Below are 21,972 nucleotides of genomic sequence, written 5' to 3' on the forward strand. Positions count from 1 at the left end.
ACCGCCGCCCGAGCACCTACACTGTGGGACGCACCCACACGGGCGCCCGCGGCAGCGGGCTGAGATCGCACTGATATTGAGCCGTGCGAGCACCGTCCGAACCTGTCTGGCTAGCACCAGCGAAGGAAGTAAGGAGCAGCTCATGGCTGATATTTACGCTGAAGAAATCCACCCGAAGCACTCGTACGCCCCGATTGTCCAGGACGGGCTCGAAGTTCCAGAAACTGCGATTGAGCTGGATGACTCCCCGACTGGCCCGAACGAGCCGTTCCGCATCTACCGCACGCGCGGCCCGTGGGCCGAGCCGGAGGAAGGCTTGCCTGCTCTGCGAAGCGAATGGATCGCCGAGCGCGACGACATCGAGGAATACGAGGGCCGCGCCCGCAACCTCGAGGACGACGGCACACGCGCAATGAAACGCGGGGAGGCCAGCGAGGAGTGGCGCGGCGCGACCCGCCCGACGCTACGCGCGAAGAGCGGCAAGCGCGTCACCCAGATGGCGTATGCCCGCAACGGCGTGATCACCCCCGAGATGAAATTCGTGGCGCTGCGCGAGCACTGCGACCCGGAGAAGGTCCGTGAAGAGGTCGCCGCCGGCCGCGCGATCATCCCGAACAACATCAACCACCCGGAATCCGAGCCGATGATCATCGGCAACGCGTTCTTGACCAAGATTAACGCCAACATCGGTAATTCCGCCGTCACCTCGTCCATCCGCGAGGAGGTGGACAAGCTGCGCTGGGCCACCCGCTGGGGCGCGGACACCGTCATGGACCTGTCCACCGGCAACGACATCCACACCACCCGCGAGTGGATCCTGCGCAACTCGCCTGTCCCCATCGGCACCGTGCCGATCTACCAGGCGCTGGAGAAGGTGGGCGGTGTCGCCGAAGACCTGACGTGGGAGATCTTCCGCGACACCGTCATTGAACAGGCCGAGCAGGGCGTGGACTACATGACGGTGCACGCGGGGGTGCGGCTGCCGTACGTCCCGCTGACGTCGAAACGCGTCACCGGCATCGTCTCCCGCGGCGGCTCGATCATGGCCGGCTGGTGCCTAGCCCACCACAAAGAGTCGTTCCTCTACGAGAATTTCGACGAGCTGTGCGAGATCTTCGCCCAGTACGACATCGCATTCTCGCTTGGCGACGGCCTCCGCCCCGGCTCCGTCGCCGACGCCAACGACGCCGCCCAGTTCGCGGAGCTGAAAACCATCGGCGAGCTGTGCAAGCGCGCCTGGGACCACGATGTCCAGGTGATGATCGAGGGACCCGGCCACGTCCCACTGAACATGATCCAGGTCAACAACGAGAAAGAAGAGGAATGGTGCGGCGGCGCCCCGTTCTACACTCTCGGCCCCCTGGTCACCGATATCGCACCGGGCTACGACCACATCACGTCCGCCATCGGCGCGGCGAATATCGCCATGGGCGGCACCGCGATGCTCTGCTACGTCACCCCGAAGGAGCACCTCGGCCTGCCGAACAAGGACGATGTGAAGACGGGCGTGATCACCTACAAGGTCGCCGCCCACGCCGCCGATGTGGCGAAGGGCCACCCGGGCGCACGCGACTGGGACGACGCGATGAGCAAGGCGCGTTTCGAATTCCGCTGGCACGACCAGTTCGCCCTTTCCCTCGACCCAGAGACCGCCCAGGCGTACCACGACGAGACGCTGCCGGCGGAGCCCGCGAAGACCGCCCACTTCTGCTCCATGTGCGGACCCAAGTTCTGCTCGATGCGCATCAGCCAGGACATCCGCGATGAATTCGGCGGCGCGATCGACGAAGCCTTGGACGACAAGAACAAGAAGCTCATCGCGGACCTAGGCATTCCGAGTTTCGCCGGCGGCACGGATTACCGCCGCGGCGAACGCGAGATGGCCAAGGAATTCCACAAGCTCGGCTCGAATGTCTACGTTCAGGAATAATGGCGGCTGTGTCTACCGCAGCTTTCATTGATTCCCACCGAGAAGATACTGATTCCGAGCTCGCCCGCGCCCTCGTCGAAACTGCCGGGGGTCTGGCGCTAAGCATGCGCGACGAGGGCCTCGACACAGGCCAGAAGACGTCTGTGTCCGATGTGGTCACCAACGCCGACATGGCCGCCGAGGAATTCGTCGCCGGCGTGCTGGAGGCGCTCCGCCCCGAGGACGGCATCGTGGGCGAAGAGGGAGCGGCGAAGGTGTCGCAAAGCGGGCGCACGTGGGTGATCGACCCGGTGGACGGCACCTATAACTTCGCCTCGGGCTCCGACTACTTCTGCTCCGCGCTCGCGCTCGTCGATGGCGATGCCAGCAACCCTGCCCGCATTCTCACCAGCGCGATTCACCGCCCTGCGCTGGCCACGACGTGGATCGCCGACAACGGCACAGCGACACGGAACGGCCGCGAGCTTGAACAGCTTGCCGACGCTCCGCTGCCCCACCTCGCACTCGCCACCTACCTCCACCCCACCTCGATGACGAACGAAGCCATCCGCGGGGCGTGGCTGAGCGTCGCGAACCACGCCGCCACTGTGCGCATGTTCGGCGCCGGTTCCATCGACCTGGCCACCGTCGCCTCCGGCGGCATCGGCGGCTGGCTGCAGCACTCCGTGGCGGACTGGGACTGGCTGCCCGGAAAAGCGCTGGTGGAAGCTGCAGGCGGGAAGGCCGTCAAGGCCGACGCCGGCGGAGTCACCTGGTGTGTAGCGGGAAACCGCCAGCTCGTCGACGATGTGCTGGCTAAGCTTGAGCAGCATGGCTAACTACTCTGACGACCTCGCCCTGGCCCTCGAGCTCGCGGACCTCGCTGACACGGTCACCTTGGAACGCTTCGAGTCCGCCGACCTGAAAGTCGATACCAAGCCCGACATGACCCCTGTCTCCGACGCCGACATCGCGGTGGAGAGCGCTCTGCGCGACAAGCTGGGCACCACCCGCCCCGCAGATAGCGTGCTTGGGGAGGAATTCGGCGGCGATGTGCAGTTCTCTGGCCGCCAGTGGGTCATCGACCCGATCGACGGAACGAAGAATTTCGTCCGCGGCGTGCCTGTGTGGGCCACGCTGATCTCCCTGCTCGAGGACGGCAAACCCGTCGTCGGCGTGGTCAGTGCCCCAGCCCTCACCCGCCGCTGGTACGCGAGCGAGGGCACCGGCGCGTGGCGCACATTCGCCGACGGTGGCGTCACCCGGTTGGGGGTCTCGGGTGTGAAGGGGCTGGGAGATGCGTCGATTAGCATCTCGTCCTTGAGCGGCTGGCGCGACCGCGGCTTGCGGGACCAGCTGATCGCGCTCACCGACGACGTGTGGCGTCTCCGCGGCTACGGCGATTTCTTCTCCTACTGCCTCGTCGCTGAGGGCGCCGTGGATATCGCCGCCGAGCCCGAAGTTTCCCTGTGGGACTTGGCCGCCCTGTCCGTCCTCGTAACTGAGGCCGGCGGCCGCTTCACCTCGCTGGCTGGCGAGGACGGCCCCCACGGCGGCGATGCCATAGCCACCAACGGCCTGCTGCACGACGAGGTGCTCAGCCGGTTGGCCTAGCCCGCGAGGCGGAAGCCGTTGCCCACTCCAGGCGCAGTGTTGAGGTCCGCGATGATCGCATCGATATTCGTCGACACAGTCGGCGCATGAACCGGCCCCTGGAGCGGGCTAACGCACTGCAGGTTGGCGAAACGCGGGATGGAGCTTCCGTTGACCAGCCCCACCAGGCGGGTGCCGGAGTAGAGCGGCGCGCCCGAATCCCCCGCCATCGCGCACACCTGCGACTGCTGGCGCGCGCCGTCCGCGATCCAGTTGACCCCGCAGGTCACGCCCGAGGCGTAGCCGTTCTTGCACAGCGTGTCGCCGGTGCGCGTCGCGCCGCCCGTGGAGCGGATCGTCGTCCCGTTGTAGCTGGCCGTCAGGTCCGCACGCGGGCCGAGCTCGATCACCGCGTAGTCGAGGGCACCGTTCTTGCGCGCGATCCGGCCGGTCGGGCCCGCCGCGAAGGAATCCGCCGACACCACCTGATCACCGATGTTGCCGCAGTGCCCCGCTGTGAGCGCCACGCGTCGTCCCGCGCTGTCCGTGCCCACTGCCGCGACCGTGCACATGCCGTACATGCCCACGTAGATCGGGGCACCAGCGCCGTACAGCGCCCGCCCCCGCGACGCCGCATTCTTCGCGCCCGGATTCGCACGCTGCGCGTCGAAGAACGAGCCCGGCACTCGGTGCAGGACGCTGCCCGCGAAAGGCTTGCCCGCCAACACCTTCGACGCTGGGTCGTTGCGCCACTGGTAGTTCGGATCGGTCTGCGCGTTAGCCTGCGGCGCGATCGTCACCGTCAGCGCGGCTAGAGCGCTCAACGCCGCGGCGGCCAAGGCCCGGAGCTTCATGGTGGGCATCCCTTCTCCCAGTGGACGTGAATAGACAAACCGTACACCACGAGCCCCTCTCTACAATGGCGCACATGAGTGATCTGGACCTCCGCTGTTACTTCGTCACCGGCGCTGGCGCGCCCGACCACATTGTGGAGACCGCCCGCGCGGCTGCCCAAGGCGGCGCCGGAATCATCCAGGTGCGCAGCAAACCCATCAGCGCCCGCGACCTTCACGATCTCGCCTTGTCCGTGGTCACCGCCGTGCACGAGGTCAACCCGGATGCGCGCGTGCTTATCGACGACCGCGTCGACGTCGCCCTCGCCCTTAAACCCCACGGCGTCGCCGGAGTCCACATCGGCCAAGACGACCTGAACCCGCGCATCGCCCGTGAACTTCTCGGCCCCGATGCCGTCATCGGCTTGACCACAGGCACCCTCGAGCTTGTCCAGGCCGCCAACGATTACGCTGACGTCATCGACTACATCGGTGCCGGTCCTTTCCGCGATACCCCGACAAAGGACTCCGGCCGCGCGCCCTTGGGGCTTGAGGGCTACCCCGCCCTGGTCGAGGCCTCCCGTGTCCCAGTCGTCGCCATTGGCGATGTGACCGCAGACGACGCCGAAGATCTCGCCCGCACCGGCGTCGACGGCGTGGCCATCGTCCGTGGCATCATGAACGCCGAGGATCCGCGCGACTACGTTGAGCGCGTCGTCGCCGCCGTCGACCGCGGCCGCCCCTAACTCGCGAAGCTGTCGGCGCATCCACGTTTCTCCACCTCCGGCATCATGTAAAGGTCATTCCTGACTGGCAACGAGTGGTTGTATGACACGTAGCGGCTGCCATCCCCGAAGTCGAACACGATCTCGTCGCCGTGGCGGGTGACCTGGGCGTAGCCCTCAGTGACCAGCGAGTGGCACGCGGAGCACAGCGGGATGAGGTTCTCCATGTCCGTCAACCCGCCGTTGGCCCATTCCTCCATATGATGGAATTCCATGAACCGCGTGTGCGTGCACCCCGGCATCGCGCACTGCCCACTCCACATGGCCAGTAGCGACCGAATCTGACCGTCCGTAGCCAAACGCGTCGAGCGGCCTGCGTTGATGATCATTCCGCGGTCATCCACCGTGTCCAGGCGCACGAGCGCATTCGCCACGAGGTTCTCCAGCCCCTTCGACGCAGCACCCGCATTATTGGGTAGATACGCCCGGCCATCCAGCGTTGCCATCACACTGACCTGCGCGCCCGGCGCGCGGAGCGTACTCCGCGGCTTCGACCTGACCATGTTGACCATGCCCATCAGCGCGTGGACCATCGCACGCCCCGTCGGCAAGCCGAAGCCCGAGACGTCTTTCTTCGCCTGTACTTTCTCTTCCTCCTCTTCCTTCGACCGGACGAGTGCATCCAGTTTTTCCTGCTCAACGTATCCGTCTTCGCCGACGATGCCACTGAGCTCCTCCTTGCCAGCTGCGAAACTCAGATGCCCGATCTTCAAAGCAGCGCAGAAGCTCTCCCCATCCACAGGATTCACCCTGCCCCAGAATCTCAGGCACCCGTCTTCGTCCCTTTTCACCCGGAGATAGAAGTCTCTTTTGGCTCCTTCTGCGCTGTTCTTCCCGCGCCCAGCCAGCGCGCAGGCCAAGCCGTTGTGTCCCAGCTTCATAGCCTTTTCCACAACCTCGACCTCATTTTCCGGGGTAAGGTATTTGAGAGCCAGCCGCAGCGCCGAGTAGCTCACGTTCCCCGCCGCGAACATCTCCGCCAGATACGGAAAATTCTGCAACTGCCGCGCCACATGCACGTACTCGTGCGCCGACGATTCCGACAGTCCCAACCGGCGCATCAGCCAGGTCGCAGTGCTCGAGGACCCGCATTTCTCCGCGAGAGCCCGGCGGTCGAATTCCCCGATCATCTCTAACAACCCGGACTTCGAACGCATCATCGACCGGTAGGCGTAAACAATATCCTCCGCCAGCTCCCCGTGCCCGAGTTCAGTTTCGTCTCGCATTTCCAGCATCATCCCCCATTGCCGTTGTCTGATTCTTTTGAACGGACCATACACAACGCCCCGGACACACTAGAACATGTTTTCGACTTAGCATGTGGATAAACTCCGCACTGCGGAGTTCCTGGGGTTTTCCGGGGCGCCCATCGGCACCAGCCTCTCTAGCGCCTCCTAATGCCCCTAGCGCCCGAACCCCAAGCTCGCCCCGACTCCGCACTGCGGAGTTCCTGCGGATTTCTGAACCGCACCTAAAACAAGCCGAACAGAGACAAGCCGCCGAGCACAACCGTGATCAGGAAGATCAGGCCGCCAGCGATATTCGTGGCCAGCCCGTTGGCATGCTCGCCGAGCAGCTTCTTGTTGTTCATGGTGTAGAGGAGAAAGAAAGCGACAACAGGCAGGAGGCTGCCGTTGGCGGCCTGGGCGAGGACGATCACCTGGATCGGGTTCACGCCGGTGACCGCAATGACGGCGCCGACGATGACGACAGTGAGGTAAATGGCCCGGAACTTTGTGTCTTTCAGGTCGCTGGTCCAGCCCATGACACCGCAAATGGCGTACGCCGCCCCAAGGGGTCCGGCAACTGCGGAGGTCATGCCCGCGGCGAAAAGGCCGATAGCAAGGACCCAGGGTGCGGCGTCGCCAAGCATGGGGCGCAAAGGCTCGGCCATATCCGCGGCGGATTCAGCGGTCAGCCCCTGACTGAACATGACTGTCGCGGCGGTGGTGAGGATGGCGAGGGTGATCACTCCGCCCACAGTGATGGAGACAGCATTGTCGACGCGGGCCTTCTTCAGCGCGAGGCTCTGAGGCTCAGTCCCCCATTTCTCCCGCACCAAATTGGAATGCAGAAAGACGTTGTACGAGACAACGGTGGTGCCCACCAAGGCGACCGCGGTGACTGCGGCACCGCCGGGAATGCCGGGGACGAACATGCCGTGGAGCATCGCGCCAATGTCCGGCTTCACCGCCACTGCCGTGACAAGGAAAATGCCCATGAGGATGACCACCAGCACCGACATGAATGCCTCGATGATTTTGTAGCTCCCAGTGAGCAGGACAAGGACGATCACAGCGGCGATAATGCCGGACAGGACAGGGACGGGCAGGCCGGTCACACCACTGAGCGCTAGCGCCGTGCCGGTGGTGTCGCCACCCGCATAGGCCGCGCCACCGATGCCGATCGCTGTGACGATCAGGGCGATCATGGCGATTTTGGCTGCGGGCGATTGAAAGGTCGCGCGCATGGCCTCGCCGGTACTCATCTCGCCCGTCAAGCCCAGGCGGGCCGACATCTCCTGGAGAACAATCGTCGCAATGATGGAGAACACGATGGCCCACGCCAGCGCGAACCCGAAGTCCGCACCTGTAGTCGTGGCAGTGGTGACAGTTCCCGGTCCAATGAATGAAGCGCTGATCAGCAGGCCGGGACCGATCCAGCCGGATTTCTTTTTCGTGCAGTGACGGTGGACATCTGCCCTCCCAAAATCGAGGATATGTGTCCTACATCACTTCATGCGGTGAGGGTCTAGCATTCCTCCATATCGGCGAACGCTTCCTCGACGGAGTCGTGCTCTTCGCGGGACTCTTCCCACACTTCCTTGGCGGCGGAAAGGTTCACGATCGCGATGATCGCGCCGACGATGATGTCGAACCAGGCAGTCGCCCACACGAAGGTGAGCAGGCCGGCGACGATGATGAGGATGTTGGCCAACGCGTCGTTGCGCGCAGCGAGCCACGCACCGGTGGCTAGCGAGGACCCCTCGTTGCGCAGGCGGAGCAAAATCACAGCGCAGATCAGGTTGACCACGAGCGCGCCGAGCGCCACACCGGTCAGCCCCTCAGGCGAGGGTGGCTCCGGGCTCATGATCTTGAGCACGACGGTCACGATCGCGGCGATCGCCGGGATGAGGATGAGGGCAGCCAGCACCGAACCAGCTGTCCGGCGCCGGGCTGCTGGCCACGCCACAGCGAAGAACACCAGCAGGTTGATCGCGGTGTCTTCGAGGAAGTCCGCGGAATCCGCGAACAGGGATGCCGAGCCGATGGCCACAGCGGCCGAGAACTCGACGAAGAAATAAGCAAGGTTGAGCAGCGCGACGATGAGAACGGCGCGGCGGATTCTGTCGGCAGTCACTGCCCCAGCTTATCTCTTAGGAGACAGACTTAGTAGCTGCTGAATCCGTCTTCGGACAGGGTGTGCTTCTCATCACCGGTGATCGCCGGGTTGAACACGGAGACTAGGATCAGGTCCTCGTCCTTGCCGCCGCGCAGGTAGTGGGCGTCGTGCTCGTCGAGAACGTAAATGGTGCCCGGGGTGATCGGGTACACATTGCCCTCGGTGTCCTCGACCTCGCCGGAGCCGCCGATGCAGTAGCAGGCCTCGAGGTGGTTGCGGTACTGCAGCTTGGACTCGGTGCCGGCACGGACGACGGTGTGAGCAACGGCGTAGCCCATATTGTCCTTTGCGGTCAGCAGGCGCTCGGAGGTGCCGCCACCCCACTCAACAGTCTCGACATCTTCACGGGAACGGGTGAACATAATCTCTCCTTTTTCAAATCGGTTGCCCTACCCACGCTAAAGGAATTTCGATATCCACGAGGCGCGTATGGTCGAAGACATGATCCTTGCCATCATTCTCGCGGAGATCGCGTTCTGGCTCTGCCTGTTCGGCGGGATGATTCTGCGCTACGCGCTCAAGCTCCCGAAAGCGGGAATCGCGCTCTTAGCCACGACGCCCCTCATCGACTTCGCGTTGCTCGTCTACACGTTCTGGAGCGTGGCGGAGATGAATTACGCGAATTTCTTCCACGCATTCGGGGCGTTTTATGTAGTGTTCTCGATCATCTTCGGCAAGGACCTCATTCAGGCGATGGACCTCAAGTGGCGCGGCTCGTCAGACATTAGCGGCGAAGGATTCAACCGCCCCTCTCGCGATAACCTCATCCGCTGCACAACCGCCTGCACGGTCACCATCGTGATCTTGGCGGCGATGATCGCGGTAACGGGCCTTGCGGGAAGCTTCTGGTTGATCTACTGGATCATCGCGGTCGCGTTCATGCCGCTCGGTTGGTGGGCGATCGACAAATTTCAGCAAAGAAGGAAAGCATGAAGGTAGCAGTGATCGGCGGGGGCATTATCGGCTTATCGACGGCGCTTCGTCTCGCCGACGGCGGCCACTCCGTCACGGTATACGACCCGGCGCCCGCCAGCGGCGCGACCTGGCACGCGGGCGGGATGCTCGCCCCAGCGGCGGAGGTGGTGTACAAGCAGGACCCGCTGTTCCCGCTGATGATCGCCGCCGGAAAGTGGTACCCGGAGCTGATCGAGCTGACCGCGAAGTACACCGACTCCCCCACCGGCTACCGCACCGACGGAACGCTGGTGGTGGCGAAGGACCGCGCGGACAAGACGCACCTCGAGGAGCTGCAGGAGTACCAGGAACTGCACGGAATGACCACGGAGCGCATCACCACGCGGGAGGCGCGGAAATTGGAGGGGGCGCTGGCACCGTCGATAAGCGGTGCCGTGCACATCCCCGGCGACCACCAAGTCCGCCCGCGGCTCTTCGCGGCCGCCCTGCAGGAGGCGTGCTCCAATGCTGGAGTCGAGTTCGTGGCGGAGGCTGTGCGCGATGTGGCCGACGTCGATGCAGACCAGGTCCTGCTGGCCAACGGGCTCGGCGCGCGCGAAACGACCGGCTGGTTTGAGGGCGAAAATCCGCTGAAGCTGCGCCCGGTCTACGGCGACATGGTGGAACTGCGCGTGCCGGAGCACCAACGGCCGCTGATCAACCACGTGATCCGCGGATTCGTCGAGGACCGGCCGATCTACCTCATCCCGCGCGAGGACTGCACGCTAACTGTGGGCGCGACGACGCGTGAGGACGACCGTGCCGAGCCCCAGGCAGGCGGGGTGCTGCAACTGCTGCGCGACGGCAGCGAGATCGTGCCCGGCATCGAGGAGTGCGACTTCGTTGAAACCCACGTCGGTGCGCGCCCCGGCTCGCCGGATGACCTGCCGTACCTCGGCCGCGTGAACGACCGCGTCGTCGTTTCCACCGGCTATTTCCGCCACGGCATCCTGCTCGCCGCCATGGGCGCGAAGTGCGGGGCCGCGCTCGTCGAGGGCGTCGAACCGCCCGTAGAGTTGGAGGCGTGTGATCCCCTGCGTCATTCAAGGAGGAACTAATGCAGCTGATCGTCAACGATGAAAAGGTCACGACGGGGGCGGAGGACGTCGCCGGACTCCTGCGCGAGCGCCTCGGTGAGGTCCCAGCAGGTACCGCTGTCGCGCTCAACGGGGATGTCGTGCCGAAGTCTGAGTGGGAGAAAACGCAGCTTACCGACGGCGCCACCGTCGACATCCTCACCGCCGTGCAGGGAGGCTAAACATGCTGGAGATCGCTGGCAAGCAATTCAATTCCCACCTGATCATGGGCACCGGCGGCGCCAGCTCCCAGGACATGCTGGAAAAGGCGCTCGTCGCCTCCGGCACGGAGCTGACCACCGTGGCGATGAGGCGGTTCGCCGCGCAGCAGCAGTCGGGCGGCGAGTCCGTCTTCGACCTCCTGAACAGGCTTGATATCGCTCCGCTGCCGAATACCGCCGGCTGCCGCACCGCGCGCGATGCCGTCATTACCGCGAAACTCGCGCGTGAGGCGCTGGGCACCGACTGGGTGAAACTCGAGGTCATCGCCGACGACCGCACTCTGCTGCCAGATGTGGTGGAAACAGTAGACGCGTGCGAGATGCTTATCGACGAAGGCTTCACCGTCCTCGCCTACACCTCCGACGACCCGGTGGCAGCAAAGAAGCTGGAAGACTTGGGTGCTGCCGCAGTCATGCCGCTGGGCTCCCCCATCGGCACCGGACTGGGCATCTTGAACCCGCACAATATCGAGCTGATCTGCTCCCGCGCAGACGTGCCCATCCTCATCGACGCGGGCGTGGGCACCGCCTCCGACGCCGCGCTCGCGATGGAGCTCGGCTGCTCCGGTGTGCTGCTGGCCAGCGCCGTCAACCGCTGCCAGGACCCAGAAGCCATGGCCCGCGCCATGCGCCTGGCTGTCGAAGGCGGAATGCTCGCGCGGAGTGCCGGGCGCATCCCGAAGCGCGAGCACGCTGTCGCCTCCTCCAGTTTCGAGGGATTGGCGAGCTGGGCAGATCAAGTACTTTAGCTCTCGAAAGCTTGGCTGGAGCCTGATAAAACCATAAGTGACGTCAGTCACACACAATGAATCCGCATGTCAAAGAGTCCAGCCGTGAAACGCACATCCGCCGTCCTCGCCTCCGCTGCCCTGGCCGCCGGCCTGACCACTGCTGGTCTCGCGCCGGTGGCGGCGGCAGACCCGAAGTTCGTGTCTAACGCCGACGGCTCCGTCCGTTGTGCCCTGTACAACGGTGAGACCCTCTGCGTGAGCGACCGCGCACGCAAATCCCAACCGCAGTGCAATCCGGCGGGACAGCTGATCCCAGCGGTGTCCATCCAGCGCAACTGGGCGGGCACCAAGTGCTGGAACCAGGGCTTCGAGCAGCCGCCGATGCACCTCCAACCGCTGCAGATCCACACCTACGGCAGCCGCGTGGTCATCCCGGATTTCACCGGTGACCTCTACGTGATCGACTTCATGAAGCCAGCGGTCATCCGCGCCGGCGGCGTGAACTCTGTCCTGTTCTCGCTCTAATTAACCGCGCTCGGGCGGCTTGACCTGCTGCTCGATGATGACCTCGGTGCCCTCCGGCACCGAGGCATCGACGGTCTCATCGTCTGCCTTCGCCTCGGTGATGATGTTCTCAGTGAGGCGCCAGGAGCCTTCCTCGTGGTCGTACTCAAGCTCGGGGCGATCGATCTCGTTGCCCTCCTCGTCGTAACCCGGCGCGGGCTTCGCCTCGGCTTCCTCGTACTTCTCGGCCGTATCAGTCTTCTCCCAACGGCGGGAACGGAAACGGCGCTCGGCGGCGGAATCGTCACTCATCGCCTTCACCAACGAGAACATCATGACGAAGTAGACGATGAAGAACGGCAGGGCGATGATGATCACCACTTCCTGCAGCGCCTGGATGCCGGAATCGTTGATGAACAGCAGCGCCGCTGTCACGATTCCGACCGCGACGGCCCACGCCACCCGGTAGTACTTCGGTGTGACTTCCTCCTCACCGGTGGTGAACATGTCCATCACCAAGGCAGCGGAGTCGATCGAGGTGACGAAGTAGAACACGATCACCGCCAGCGCCACGGCGCCGCTGACGAAGTACAGCGGGTACTGCTCCAACAGGGTGAACAGAGCTTGCGGGGTGTCCCCGTCCTCGACCACAGGGCCGGTGAGCACACCGGGGTCGTTCTGCTCGACCTCGATCGCGGTGCGGCCGAAGGTGGCGAACCACACGATGTCGAAAATGGTAGGCAGCAAGATCGTGCCCGCGATGAACTGGCGCACGGTGCGGCCGCGGGAAATGCGGGCAAAGAACATGCCCACATACGGCGACCAACAAATCGTCCACGCCCAGTAGAACGCAGTCCACGTGGCGTGCCACCCCGGATTGTCGTTGTTGGCGTCCACCCAGAACATCAGCTCCGGCAGGGACGCGACGTAGAAACCGAAGGACTCGGTGAGGTGCTCGATGATCTTCAACGTCGGGCCGACGATGAAGAGGAATACCAGCAGCACAATCGAGCCGATGATGTTCAGGTTCGACAGCAGCTTCACACCCTTGTCCAGCCCCGTAGCCACGGAGATCGAGGCGCAGGTGGTGATGAAGATGATCACGGCCAGTTCCACCCACGTCACCAGAGGAACGCCCCAGAGAATGTTCATGCCGGCGCTGATCTGCAGCACGCCCAAGCCGACGGAGACGGCGAGGCCGAAGACGGTGCCGATGATGCCGATGGCGTCGAGAAGTTTGCCCGGCCACTCGTACACTTTCGAGCCGAGCAGCGGCGAGAACATCGACGAGTAGCGGGCGGGCATCTTGCGCTTGTAGATGAAGTAGCCCATGGCCAGGCCCGGCAACGTGAAGATCACCCACATGTGGATACCGAAGTGGTAGTAGGTGAACTCGAACGCTTGGCGGATGGCCTCCTCGCTCATCCGCTCGTAACCGCCGCGAGGCGGGTTGTACGCGTGGTGCAGCGGCTCAGCGGCACCCCAGAACAGCAGCGTCGCACCCATGCCGGCGGCGAACAGCATGGAGAACCACACTGGCAGGGAGTACTCGGGCTCATCGTCGTCGCCGAGGCGGTAGTTGCCGAAGCGGGACACGAACAGGACGATGAGGAAGACGAACACTGCGGACACGCCGCCGATGTACAGCCAGGCGAAATTGTCCATCATCCAGGCGGACACCGTGGAGTACAGGTCGCGGGCACGCTCACCGAAACCGATAGTGAGAGCCACGAAGGCGACGATGAATCCGACAGCGGTGTAGAAAATCAGTGGATCGGCGCGAAATTTGCGCATGGGAATCTGCCCCAATTGTCTAGGTGGGCGGTCACTATCCTGAAAAAGTTTAGGACATTAAGGTTAAGGGGTGTGATTTCTCTTCCGGAGCAAGAACTACGCCGAACCGCACGCCAAATGAACCTGCCCGGATTCGGGCCACAGCAGCAAGAAGCGCTCCACAGAGCAAACGTGCTGGTCATCGGCGCAGGAGGGCTCGGCTGTCCCGTGATGCAGACGCTCGCCGCCACGGGAGTCGGGCATATTTCGCTTATCGACGACGACGTCGTCGACCTCACTAATATTCACCGCCAGATTCTCTTCGGGGCATCCGATGTGGGCCGCAAGAAAGTGGACGTGGCGGCAGAACGCCTGCGCGAACTGCAGCCCGGCATCGAGGTGACCACCATCGACGGCCGCATGGACTCCTCGAACGCCGTTGAACTGCTCGACGGCGTAGACGTGCTCATCGACGGGTCCGACACCTTCACCACCAAATTCATGGCGGCCGATGCCGCGGAGATCACCGGCACTCCCCTGGTATGGGGTTCGGTGCTGCGCTACCGGGGCGATGTGGCGCTATGGTGGTCTGGCCCCGGCGCGCCGGAAGACGGTGTAGGAATGCGCGACCTCTACCCCGACCAGCCCGACGCGGACTCAGTTCCCGACTGCGCCACCGCCGGCGTGCTCGGCGTGACCACCAGCGTGGTCGGCGGACTCATGGCCACCGAGGTCATCAAATTCCTCACGGGCGTTGGCGACGCACCGGTGGGCGCACTCCACATGTACGACGCCCTGACCACGCAGATCCGCAGCTTCACCGTGCGGCACGACCCGGGCCGCGAACTCGTCACCGCGTTCAGCGACTACGAGGCCGCAGCCTGCGCCGTCCCGGCCGCGGACAACTCGGAGTTACTCGACGCAGTCGCCACGGGCGCGGCAGTCGCACTCGACGTGCGCGAGGAACACGAAAAAGCCCTCAAAGACATCTCAGCCGCCACCAGCGAACACATCCCGACCTCCCGGTTAAAGGAGAACCCCCAGCTCGGCGACGACTTCATAGACTCTCTCCCCGAGGGCACCGACGTGGTGGTGTACTGCGCGTCGGGGAAGAGGTCTCAAGGGTTCGTCGATAAGCATGCCGCCCATGCCGCCCAGCGCGGCATGACCCTGACGAGCTTGCCTGGCGGCGTGAACGCGCTCTAGCGGTTGATGCGGTTGGCCAGCGTGCCCGCGAGCGACGAGCAGACGGCCGAGCCAACGAGCACCAAAATCGTGTAGAGGATGCCCGTTACACCCAGCTGGCCCAGGATGAAGCCGGTGAGCAACGCGCCGACGACAGCTCCGATGATGGCGATGATCCAACGACCCATAGTTCTCTCCTTTTCGCGGTAAGCGCCCACCATCGTAGGAGAAAACGGATAGCGTGAGGGCATGACAGACAACGCTTCCACGAAACTCCCCCGACACGAGATCGACCCCGACGGCCTGCTCGAATACTCGGCAGTGTTCAGCGACCGTTCGCTGAACCACATGTCCGCCAAGTTCATCGGCATCATGCAGGACCTGCAGACGATCCTGCGGGACACCTACAACGCGAAATCCGTGGCCGTCGTGCCCGGCGGCGGCACCTTCGCCATGGAATCCGTCGCCCGCCAGTTCGTCCGCGGCAAAGATGCACTGGTCATCCGCACCGGTAATTTCTCCCACCGCTGGACCCAAATTTTCGACGCATCCGGCATCGCCGGGAAGGTCACCGTGCTCAACGCGGAGCCCGTCTCCGACGGTGACCGCCCCGCTTACGCCCCGCCCGCAATCGAGGACGCTGTCGAGCAGATCCGGACCGAGCGCCCCGCCGTCGTCTTCGCAGCTCACGTGGAAACCGCTGCGGGCCTCGAGCTTCCCGCTGAGTACGTGAGCGCGCTTGCCGACGCCGCCCACGAGGTCGGCGGCCTCATGGTCCTCGACTGCGTCGCCGCCGGCACCAAATGGGTCGACATGGAGGCCACCGGCGTGGACATCCTCATCTCCGCCCCGCAAAAAGGCTGGTCCGGCTCCCCGTCCACCGGCTACGTCATGTTCTCCGAAGCCGCCCGCGCGGAGCTGGACAACACGACCTCCGACAGCTTCGCCATGGACCTGGCCAAGTGGACCGCCATCTCCGAGGGCTACGTCAACGGCTCCGCCGCATACCACGCCACCGTTCCCACCGACACCATCGAGCGCAACCTCGAGCTGATGAAGGAAGCCCAGGAAGTCAGCCTTTCCGCGCTCACGGAGCGTCAAGTTGAGCTGGGCACCAAGGTGCGGAAGGTACTTGCCGACAAGGGCTTCGCCTCCGTCGCCGCACCGGGATTCGAAGCCACCTCCATCGTGGTCATGTACGCCGACAGCCCGGAGCAGGCTTCCGGCGCTGCCTTCAAGCAGGCCGGCATCCAGATCGCGTCCGGCGTTCCCCTGCAGATCGGCGAGCCCGAAGGCTTCTCCACCTTCCGCATCGGCCTGTTCGGCCTGGACAAGTGGGCAGATGTCGACGGTGCGGTCCAGCGCTTCTCCGAGGCACTGGACAAGGTCGTCGCGGGCTAGCGGCTGCCGCCCCGCTGCGACTAGCCGAATGTCAGCGAGTACAACTTCACGCCTGCTGAGGGATTAATGCGCAGCACACCCTCGGTGGGCGTTTCATCTTTCAGCAGGTCGAGTGTCCCATCCGTGACTGGGAAAGTCTTCGTTGAGCCATCCGGGTACGCGACGTCGACTTCGCCCTCACCGCTGACGACTAGCTGGACCCACTTGGCGTAGACGTTGACGTCGAGGTGGCCGCCCTCGGACTGCACCGATTCCTCCTCGAGTTTCCACTTGCCGCTCAGGGAAAACATGCCGCGCTCCGGAGCGGGAAGCTCCCCGAAATCGCGCTCGCCGTCGGTGTAACCGCGCTGCCGGGTGTATTCGGCACGCGCGGTGCCCAGGTAGGTCTCTGGGTTGCGGCCCTTGGTGCCGTCGGAGGCATCGTTGCCCTCCACGGGCTCGGGAAGCTGCACATCCGGGTCGGCGTCCTTCAGGAGCTGGCGAATGAGTTTCTCCGTCTCGGCGTATGAGCCTTCCCCTTCGACGATCTGGCGGACATTTCCGTCCTTGTCCACCAAGTAGCGTGCAGGCCAGTAGCGGTTATTGAAATCCCGCCACGTGGCGAAGTCGTTGTCCTGCGCCACCGGGTAGTGGATGCCTTCTTTCTCCACCGCGGCGCGGACATTGCCCAGATCGTGTTCGAAGCCGTACTCGGGTGAATGGACGCCGATGACGGTGAGGCCCGCGTTGCGGTAGGCGTCGTAAAGCTTGGTGATGTGCTCCCCCGCACGCTGACAATTGATGCAGGCGTAGGCCCAAAAGTCCACGAGGGTCACACCGCCGTCCTGCGGGGTCGGTCCGTGGTCGGGCGCGGGGGTGTTGATCCAGTTCGCCAACCCCGCGAACTCGGGCGCCGGACCGCAATCCTGCAGCTCGCGGCTGTCCGCGCGGCGGCACTGCTCCAACGAACCGCCGCCGCTCGGCCCGACCTTGCTCAATGCGTCGTTGGCCAGGTCGGAATTCTCGAAATCACTGGACAGCGACTGGGTCCAGTTCGGCAAAGCGCGTTGGATTTTGGCCGGGGCGTCGAGAGCCAACGCCACGGTGAACACAAGAATGACCACGCCGACGGCCTTGCGGTGGCGCTGCACCGCATCGACCTTGTCCCCGATCTTGTTTCCCGCCAAGGCGAAAAAGAACAACGGCAGCGCCGACCCGATAGCGAATGCGGCTGTGAGCACGACCGTGCTCCACCCGATCTTGCCGGTACTGCCCGCCACCGTGACAGCGGCAAGCACCGGACCCGCGCACGGCACATACACCGCGCCCAAGGCCAAACCGATGAGGAAGCCGCCTTTGTTCCGTGTCTTCTGCGTCAGTGATGTGGGCCGCGGCAGAGCGTCGAACGGCTTCTGCAGCAGCTCCCCCAAAGGCGGGTAGATCATGCCCGCTCCGACCAGGGCAAGCAGCACAACGCCCGTCCAGCGCAGCACCGACTGCGGCAGATGCAGGGCGCTGAGGAGGAGGGAGCCGAGAAGGGCGATCGTCGCAAAGCTAAGTGCCAAGCCCGCAACCACCTGTGACGGTCTACGCCCGACGCTGACCCCGAGCACCACTGGCAACACCGGCAAGATACACGGCGACAAGGCCGTGATCACCCCGCCAACCAGTCCGACAAGAATCACGCTGAACATAAGTTTTCCTTACTTCCGGTTTCCTATCCGTCACCCAGCACTACGGAGAAACCCCACCAATCGGATTGGCCGAAAAAATTTCTGCCCCCGTCCAATCCGCCGTACCGGGGTGCTCCGTAGTTCCCTATGACAGGCCAGAAAACTGCGCCTGCGAAACCGACAATGTGAAGGAGAAACCATGTCTATCAACCGCACCATCACCGCCGCCGGCGCCATCGCCATCGCAGCCACCGGACTTGTCGCCTGCAACGACACCGAGGAGACGGACGGCAAGATGGACGGTTCCATGACCCCGTCGTCCAGCGCCATGATGAGCGAGTCCATGACGCCCTCGTCCGAGGCCATGATGAGCGAGGAGAAGATGGACGACAAAATGATGGAAGAATCCAAGTAGTCCGTGCCCACGGTGTTAGATTTGGAATTTGTGGATCCAGACCGTCTTCTCACTAGCGTCCGCGCAGGCGATAAAGCCGCCTTCGCCGAGCTTTACGACGTTCTGGCCCCGCAAGTTCTCGGTCTAGCCACCCACATTCTGCGCGACCGGGCACAAGCTGAAGAGGTCACCCAAGAAGTGTTCGTGGAGGTGTGGCAAAACGCCCACACTTTCGACCCGGCACGCGGCAGCGCGAAGGCGTGGATTCTGCGCCTGACTAAGTCCCGGGCCATCGACCGGCTGCGCAGTTGGCGCAGCGCACAGGCCCGCGACACCGAAGACTTCAACCGGCAGCTCACCACGTGGGTCGTCGCCGCAGAAGACGAAGCCCAGCAGCGACTAGAGTCTGAAGAGCTGCAAGAACTCATCGACTCAATCGGGGAACCACACCGGAGCGCCCTCATGCTGGCGTACTTCGGGGAGCTCTCCCACCAGGAGATCGCCGACGCCACCGGCGTCGCACTCGGAACCGCGAAAACACGGGTGCGCGACGGACTGCAGAAGCTGCGCAAGGCCGTGACAGTGAAAGGAGGCCTGTGATGGACAAAGATCTCGAGGACCTCCTCAACTCCGCCGCCACGCCGGTCGCGCCGCCGCCGGAGCTCAAGGACTCCATCATGGCGCGTATCGATGCCGCCGAGCAGGTCACCGACCTCGACACCGCCCGGGAGCGCAGGAGGAACAGCTCCGGCAGGAAGCTCGCCGCAGCCGCCGCTGCCGTCGTGCTGCTCGTCGGCGGCGGAGTCACCGTTACGCAGTTCACCGAAGAGAACTCCTCGGAGTCCTACTCCGCCCAGGGTGTCGACGAGATGCATGCCGTCATGGAGGCCGATGACGCCCGCCAGGGCCAGGCCGATGCGATGGGTGCCACGCTCGATGTCGTCGCCAGCTCCGACATGGGCAAAGGCGGCGCCATGGTCAACGGCCAGCCCACGCTTGATGACGGCATGGGCGCCCAAGTCTGGGCCGTCATGGACGACGGCGCAATGGAATCCGCCGGTGTCATCGGCCAGGAATCCCACGACGATGTGTGGATGCCGCTGCCCGGCGGGACCGCCTCCGTGCTGGTCACTGAGGAAGTCGCCGCCGGCGCGGAGAAGCCCTCCGGCACGGTGCTAGCGGAGATTTCGCTGTCCTGACTGATGCCGGTGCCGGCCCGCCTTTGGGCACCGGCATCAGAGCTCACAAATCCAGCTACCTGGATCCAGCTATCAGCGGGTTTGAGGCCGATTAGCTGGATCCACATAGCTGGAACTGGCTGAGCGGCCGCACGACTCCTAGCGGCGCAGCGCGGGGATGACGTACTCGATCAGTTCATCGAGCTGGTCCTCAGCGGAGCGCTTGCTGGAGCGGAAATTCACCATGACGTGGCTGATGCCCACATCGCGCTGCGAGCGCAGCAGCTGGACCAGGGCATTGCGACCGAGACGGTAGCCGAAACTACCGCCGCTGGCGGGAGCGTCCGGGTCCTCGTGCAGGTCGAGCCACAACGATTCCGCGAAAGGCTTGAACGCCGCCGGGGTCCCGGCCACCCCTTCTCGGGCGGCCCAGTCGGCCACCGCGGCGTTCCAGTTGCGCACGTTCTGGCGCTGGACCTCCAAGCCCTTGTGGTACATCAGCCAGCCGTGCGCGTGCTCGGCGCGCCACTCGAGGGTCTGCTGGCAGGAACCGGTGGCGAGCAGCGGCACCTCACGGGCCCGAGGCTTGGGGACGACATCGGCACCGCCCATCCGGCCGCCGGACCAGCGGATGGGGGTGTGGGAGGTGTGTGTGGCTCGTCGATAAGCGTCGATTCTTTCGCGGAACTCTTCGTCGCGCATGCCTTTGTCCTGGCCGAACGCGGGGAACTCCTCAGGGCGGTCGCCCGTGGCCACACCGAAGAGGAAGCGGCCGCCGCTGAGCCGGTCGATAGTGCCTGCGCGCTTGGCCATGAGCAGCGGGTGCTGGAACGGCACGACGATCGCCGCGGTGCCCAGGGCGATGGTCTCCGTGTGCGCGGCGAGATAGCTCAGGTACATCCACGGGTCGTAGACCTGGCCGACATCGCCGAAGGTCTCGACGCGGAGCGGAATGTCGCGCACCCAGATCGCGGCCACTCCCCCGGCCTCCGCCTTACGGATGAGGCCCAGCTGGTTGTCCAGGCTGTCGACGGGGTTCTCCTCAGCGTCCTCCTCGATGGGCAGGGTCAGTCCGACTGTGAGTTCGCCCGGCTTGAACGTCTGGTGGAAGCCGGGAAGCTCCCAGTGCGGGGTATCGGAGAGTGAAAACAGCGGGTTCATACCGCCAGCCTAGAGCACCACCCAGCCGACGAGCGCCGCGCCGATGACCACGGCCCACGGCGGAACCTTCCACGAGGTCAGCGCCGCATAGCAGACCACGGCGATGGACAGCGTGGCCACGCCCGTGATGCCGGAAGTGAAGACCGGGGTGTACAGCGCCGCGCCGAGAATGCCCACCACCGCGGCATTCGCACCAGCCAGGGCAGCACCCGCGCGCGGCATCCGGCGGATCCGCTCCCAGAACGGCATGGCGCCGAGGACCAGCAGCGCGGCGGGCAAGAAGATCGCGACGGTGGCAATCGTCGCCCCCCAACGCCCAGTTCATGCCCTGCGCACTCGCACCGAGGAAGGACGCGAAAGTGAACAGCGGGCCCGGCATGGCCTGGGCGGCGCCGTAGCCGGCGAGGAAGGTGTCGTGGTCCACGAGCCCGGGGCCGACCGTGACGGTCTCCAGCAGCGGCAGCACCACGTGGCCGCCGCCGAAGACGAGGGCGCCCGCGCGGTAGAAGGTGTCGAAAATATCCGCGCCGGTCGTGCCGATCAGCCTCGCCACCAGCGGAAGCACAAACAGCAACGCGAAGAACAGCACCAGGCAGACGATGCCGAAGGTGCGCGACCCGCTTTCAGCCTGGGGCTGGTCGTCCGCCTCCTTCTTGACGCGCAGGAACGCCAGACCGGCAACAATGCCGAGCACGATCGCCCCGACCTGGATGAGCGGGTGCGGCACGAGCAGAACGAGCACCAGCGCAGCCACGGCGATCGCGGCGTGAATCTTGCCGGTGACCAGGTTCTTCGTCATGCCGTACACAGCCTGCGCCACGACAGCGACAGCCGCAGCCTTCAGACCGAGCAGCCAGCCTGCCTCGCTGATATCGCCCAACTGCGCGACGCCCAGCGCGAACGCCACCATGAGCAGCACCGACGGCAGCGTGAAGCCCACCCACGCCAGGAACATGCCCAGGTACCCGGCGCGCTGCAGGCCGATCGCCATACCCACCTGGCTCGACGCCGGCCCGGGCAGGAATTGGCACAGCGCCACCAGGTCGGCGTACTGCTTGTCCGAAAACCACTTCCGCTTCTCCACGAATTCGTCGCGGAAATACCCCAGGTGCGCCGTCGGCCCGCCGAACGAGGTGCAGCCGAGGCGGAGGAAGATTCTGAAGATGCGCAATGGCGAAGTCATGCAAGCTCCCTTCGTTCCACCTGTTCCATCTGTTGAA

At 64.5% G+C, this 21,972-nt stretch carries 23 protein-coding genes, 1 pseudogene and 1 riboswitch; of the genes and pseudogenes, 14 read left to right on the top strand and 10 right to left on the bottom strand.

What is annotated here, in order from left to right; genetic code table 11:
- Positions 1-28 precede the first annotated feature (28 nt).
- Positions 29-145, top strand: a riboswitch (TPP riboswitch).
- The 3 genes from thiC (at position 143) to hisN (ending at position 3,523) form a co-directional block, all read left to right on the top strand.
- Positions 143-1,930 (top strand): phosphomethylpyrimidine synthase ThiC, encoded by a 1,788-nt coding sequence (thiC, locus tag QYR03_RS05080; protein WP_301713444.1) that lies wholly within the window; start codon positions 143-145, stop codon positions 1,928-1,930. (Overlaps the previous riboswitch by 3 nt.)
- Positions 1,930-2,748, top strand: a complete 819-nt coding sequence (locus tag QYR03_RS05085; protein WP_301713445.1) for an inositol monophosphatase family protein — start codon at positions 1,930-1,932, stop codon at positions 2,746-2,748. The genes thiC and QYR03_RS05085 overlap by 1 nt, the downstream gene beginning before the upstream one ends.
- On the top strand, positions 2,741-3,523 hold the full coding sequence (hisN, locus tag QYR03_RS05090) for a histidinol-phosphatase (protein WP_259851781.1): 783 nt from the start codon (positions 2,741-2,743) through the stop codon (positions 3,521-3,523). The genes QYR03_RS05085 and hisN overlap by 8 nt, the downstream gene beginning before the upstream one ends.
- Here the strand turns inward: hisN and QYR03_RS05095 are convergent.
- Positions 3,520-4,356, bottom strand: coding sequence for a S1 family peptidase (locus tag QYR03_RS05095; protein ID WP_259851782.1), 837 nt, complete (start codon positions 4,354-4,356; stop codon positions 3,520-3,522). The genes hisN and QYR03_RS05095 overlap by 4 nt on opposite strands.
- A gap of 74 nt (positions 4,357-4,430) precedes the next feature.
- On the opposite strand from QYR03_RS05095, the gene QYR03_RS05100 reads away from it, so the two are divergent.
- Entirely contained in the window at positions 4,431-5,081 is a 651-nt protein-coding gene (locus tag QYR03_RS05100) for a thiamine phosphate synthase (RefSeq protein WP_259851783.1), read from the top strand.
- Here the strand turns inward: QYR03_RS05100 and QYR03_RS05105 are convergent.
- The 4 genes from QYR03_RS05105 to QYR03_RS05120 form a co-directional block, all read right to left on the bottom strand.
- Positions 5,078-6,346 carry an HNH endonuclease signature motif containing protein gene (locus QYR03_RS05105; protein WP_259851784.1) on the bottom strand — a complete coding sequence of 423 codons (1,269 nt, stop codon included), beginning with the start codon at positions 6,344-6,346 and terminating at the stop codon, positions 5,078-5,080. The genes QYR03_RS05100 and QYR03_RS05105 overlap by 4 nt on opposite strands.
- A gap of 245 nt (positions 6,347-6,591) precedes the next feature.
- Positions 6,592-7,839, bottom strand: a complete 1,248-nt coding sequence (locus tag QYR03_RS05110; RefSeq protein ID WP_301713459.1) for an Nramp family divalent metal transporter — start codon at positions 7,837-7,839, stop codon at positions 6,592-6,594.
- 32 nt (positions 7,840-7,871) lie between these two features.
- Positions 7,872-8,480 (bottom strand): cation transporter, encoded by a 609-nt coding sequence (locus QYR03_RS05115; RefSeq protein WP_259851785.1) that lies wholly within the window; start codon positions 8,478-8,480, stop codon positions 7,872-7,874.
- A 29-nt stretch (positions 8,481-8,509) separates the two neighbouring features.
- On the bottom strand, positions 8,510-8,884 hold the full coding sequence (locus QYR03_RS05120) for an ectoine synthase (RefSeq protein ID WP_259851786.1): 375 nt from the start codon (positions 8,882-8,884) through the stop codon (positions 8,510-8,512).
- Between the two features lie 79 nt (positions 8,885-8,963).
- Here QYR03_RS05120 and QYR03_RS05125 point away from each other — a divergent pair, with 79 nt between their 5' ends.
- The 5 genes from QYR03_RS05125 (at position 8,964) to QYR03_RS05145 (ending at position 12,029) form a co-directional block, all read left to right on the top strand.
- Positions 8,964-9,455, top strand: a complete 492-nt coding sequence (locus tag QYR03_RS05125; RefSeq protein ID WP_259851787.1) for a hypothetical protein — start codon at positions 8,964-8,966, stop codon at positions 9,453-9,455.
- Positions 9,452-10,534 carry a glycine oxidase ThiO gene (gene thiO, locus QYR03_RS05130; RefSeq protein ID WP_259851788.1) on the top strand — a complete coding sequence of 361 codons (1,083 nt, stop codon included), beginning with the start codon at positions 9,452-9,454 and terminating at the stop codon, positions 10,532-10,534. The genes QYR03_RS05125 and thiO overlap by 4 nt, the downstream gene beginning before the upstream one ends.
- The gene (thiS, locus tag QYR03_RS05135) at positions 10,534-10,734 is read left to right on the top strand and encodes a sulfur carrier protein ThiS (protein WP_259851789.1); all 201 of its coding nucleotides are present in this window, start codon (positions 10,534-10,536) and stop codon (positions 10,732-10,734) included. Before thiO ends, thiS begins: the two co-directional genes overlap by 1 nt.
- Positions 10,735-10,736: 2 nt before the next feature.
- Positions 10,737-11,522, top strand: a complete 786-nt coding sequence (locus QYR03_RS05140) for a thiazole synthase (RefSeq protein WP_301713446.1) — start codon at positions 10,737-10,739, stop codon at positions 11,520-11,522.
- 66 nt (positions 11,523-11,588) lie between these two features.
- Positions 11,589-12,029: a hypothetical protein gene (locus QYR03_RS05145; protein WP_301978939.1), complete on the top strand. Its 441-nt coding sequence runs from the start codon at positions 11,589-11,591 to the stop codon at positions 12,027-12,029.
- Here the strand turns inward: QYR03_RS05145 and QYR03_RS05150 are convergent, their stop codons facing one another.
- On the bottom strand, positions 12,030-13,802 hold the full coding sequence (locus QYR03_RS05150; protein ID WP_301713447.1) for a BCCT family transporter: 1,773 nt from the start codon (positions 13,800-13,802) through the stop codon (positions 12,030-12,032).
- Positions 13,803-13,874: 72 nt separating this feature from the next.
- On the opposite strand from QYR03_RS05150, the gene QYR03_RS05155 reads away from it, so the two are divergent.
- Positions 13,875-14,987, top strand: a complete 1,113-nt coding sequence (locus QYR03_RS05155; RefSeq protein WP_301713448.1) for a ThiF family adenylyltransferase — start codon at positions 13,875-13,877, stop codon at positions 14,985-14,987.
- Here the strand turns inward: QYR03_RS05155 and QYR03_RS05160 are convergent.
- Positions 14,984-15,154, bottom strand: coding sequence for a glycerol dehydrogenase (locus QYR03_RS05160; RefSeq protein ID WP_259851794.1), 171 nt, complete (start codon positions 15,152-15,154; stop codon positions 14,984-14,986). The genes QYR03_RS05155 and QYR03_RS05160 overlap by 4 nt on opposite strands.
- A 61-nt stretch (positions 15,155-15,215) precedes the next feature.
- Between QYR03_RS05160 and QYR03_RS05165 the strand changes: the two genes are divergently transcribed.
- Complete coding sequence (locus QYR03_RS05165) at positions 15,216-16,367, top strand: aminotransferase class V-fold PLP-dependent enzyme (RefSeq protein ID WP_301713449.1); 1,152 nt, start codon at positions 15,216-15,218, stop codon at positions 16,365-16,367.
- A gap of 20 nt (positions 16,368-16,387) precedes the next feature.
- On the opposite strand, the gene QYR03_RS05170 is transcribed toward QYR03_RS05165, so the two are convergent.
- The gene (locus QYR03_RS05170) at positions 16,388-18,040 is read right to left on the bottom strand and encodes a cytochrome c biogenesis protein CcdA (protein ID WP_301713450.1); all 1,653 of its coding nucleotides are present in this window, start codon (positions 18,038-18,040) and stop codon (positions 16,388-16,390) included.
- 178 nt (positions 18,041-18,218) lie between these two features.
- Between QYR03_RS05170 and QYR03_RS05175 the strand changes: the two genes are divergently transcribed.
- The 3 genes from QYR03_RS05175 to QYR03_RS05185 are packed head-to-tail and all read left to right on the top strand — an operon-like array spanning position 18,219 to position 19,612.
- Positions 18,219-18,434, top strand: coding sequence for a hypothetical protein (locus tag QYR03_RS05175; RefSeq protein ID WP_301713451.1), 216 nt, complete (start codon positions 18,219-18,221; stop codon positions 18,432-18,434).
- A 30-nt stretch (positions 18,435-18,464) separates the two neighbouring features.
- Positions 18,465-19,013 (top strand): sigma-70 family RNA polymerase sigma factor, encoded by a 549-nt coding sequence (locus QYR03_RS05180; RefSeq protein WP_301713452.1) that lies wholly within the window; start codon positions 18,465-18,467, stop codon positions 19,011-19,013.
- Entirely contained in the window at positions 19,013-19,612 is a 600-nt protein-coding gene (locus QYR03_RS05185; protein ID WP_301713460.1) for an anti-sigma factor, read from the top strand. The genes QYR03_RS05180 and QYR03_RS05185 overlap by 1 nt, the downstream gene beginning before the upstream one ends.
- A 138-nt stretch (positions 19,613-19,750) precedes the next feature.
- Here the strand turns inward: QYR03_RS05185 and QYR03_RS05190 are convergent, their stop codons facing one another.
- Positions 19,751-20,752: an LLM class oxidoreductase gene (locus tag QYR03_RS05190; RefSeq protein ID WP_301713453.1), complete on the bottom strand. Its 1,002-nt coding sequence runs from the start codon at positions 20,750-20,752 to the stop codon at positions 19,751-19,753.
- Between the two features lie 9 nt (positions 20,753-20,761).
- Positions 20,762-21,935 (bottom strand): annotated as a pseudogene (gene chrA / locus QYR03_RS05195) (chromate efflux transporter).
- Between the last annotated feature and the right edge of the window lie 37 nt (positions 21,936-21,972).

The sequence above is a fragment of the Corynebacterium sp. P4-C1 genome (genome assembly GCF_030503595.1).
Taxonomy (GTDB): domain Bacteria; phylum Actinomycetota; class Actinomycetes; order Mycobacteriales; family Mycobacteriaceae; genus Corynebacterium.

What these genes read in the sequence shown, in the direction of transcription:
- QYR03_RS05190 (WP_301713453.1), bottom strand. Translation starts at nt 20,752, where the DNA reads ATGAACCCGCTGTTTTCACTCTCCGATACCCCGCACTGGGAGCTTCCC.
- QYR03_RS05120 (WP_259851786.1), bottom strand. Translation starts at nt 8,884, where the DNA reads ATGTTCACCCGTTCCCGTGAAGATGTCGAGACTGTTGAGTGGGGTGGC.
- thiS (WP_259851789.1), top strand. Translation starts at nt 10,534, where the DNA reads ATGCAGCTGATCGTCAACGATGAAAAGGTCACGACGGGGGCGGAGGAC.
- QYR03_RS05140 (WP_301713446.1), top strand. Translation starts at nt 10,737, where the DNA reads ATGCTGGAGATCGCTGGCAAGCAATTCAATTCCCACCTGATCATGGGC.
- QYR03_RS05175 (WP_301713451.1), top strand. Translation starts at nt 18,219, where the DNA reads ATGTCTATCAACCGCACCATCACCGCCGCCGGCGCCATCGCCATCGCA.
- QYR03_RS05125 (WP_259851787.1), top strand. Translation starts at nt 8,964, where the DNA reads ATGATCCTTGCCATCATTCTCGCGGAGATCGCGTTCTGGCTCTGCCTG.
- QYR03_RS05185 (WP_301713460.1), top strand. Translation starts at nt 19,013, where the DNA reads ATGGACAAAGATCTCGAGGACCTCCTCAACTCCGCCGCCACGCCGGTC.
- QYR03_RS05150 (WP_301713447.1), bottom strand. Translation starts at nt 13,802, where the DNA reads ATGCGCAAATTTCGCGCCGATCCACTGATTTTCTACACCGCTGTCGGA.
- QYR03_RS05085 (WP_301713445.1), top strand. Translation starts at nt 1,930, where the DNA reads ATGGCGGCTGTGTCTACCGCAGCTTTCATTGATTCCCACCGAGAAGAT.
- QYR03_RS05095 (WP_259851782.1), bottom strand. Translation starts at nt 4,356, where the DNA reads ATGAAGCTCCGGGCCTTGGCCGCCGCGGCGTTGAGCGCTCTAGCCGCG.
- QYR03_RS05145 (WP_301978939.1), top strand. Translation starts at nt 11,589, where the DNA reads ATGTCAAAGAGTCCAGCCGTGAAACGCACATCCGCCGTCCTCGCCTCC.
- QYR03_RS05100 (WP_259851783.1), top strand. Translation starts at nt 4,431, where the DNA reads ATGAGTGATCTGGACCTCCGCTGTTACTTCGTCACCGGCGCTGGCGCG.
- QYR03_RS05105 (WP_259851784.1), bottom strand. Translation starts at nt 6,346, where the DNA reads ATGCGAGACGAAACTGAACTCGGGCACGGGGAGCTGGCGGAGGATATT.
- QYR03_RS05160 (WP_259851794.1), bottom strand. Translation starts at nt 15,154, where the DNA reads ATGGGTCGTTGGATCATCGCCATCATCGGAGCTGTCGTCGGCGCGTTG.
- hisN (WP_259851781.1), top strand. Translation starts at nt 2,741, where the DNA reads ATGGCTAACTACTCTGACGACCTCGCCCTGGCCCTCGAGCTCGCGGAC.
- thiO (WP_259851788.1), top strand. Translation starts at nt 9,452, where the DNA reads ATGAAGGTAGCAGTGATCGGCGGGGGCATTATCGGCTTATCGACGGCG.
- thiC (WP_301713444.1), top strand. Translation starts at nt 143, where the DNA reads ATGGCTGATATTTACGCTGAAGAAATCCACCCGAAGCACTCGTACGCC.
- QYR03_RS05170 (WP_301713450.1), bottom strand. Translation starts at nt 18,040, where the DNA reads ATGTTCAGCGTGATTCTTGTCGGACTGGTTGGCGGGGTGATCACGGCC.
- QYR03_RS05165 (WP_301713449.1), top strand. Translation starts at nt 15,216, where the DNA reads ATGACAGACAACGCTTCCACGAAACTCCCCCGACACGAGATCGACCCC.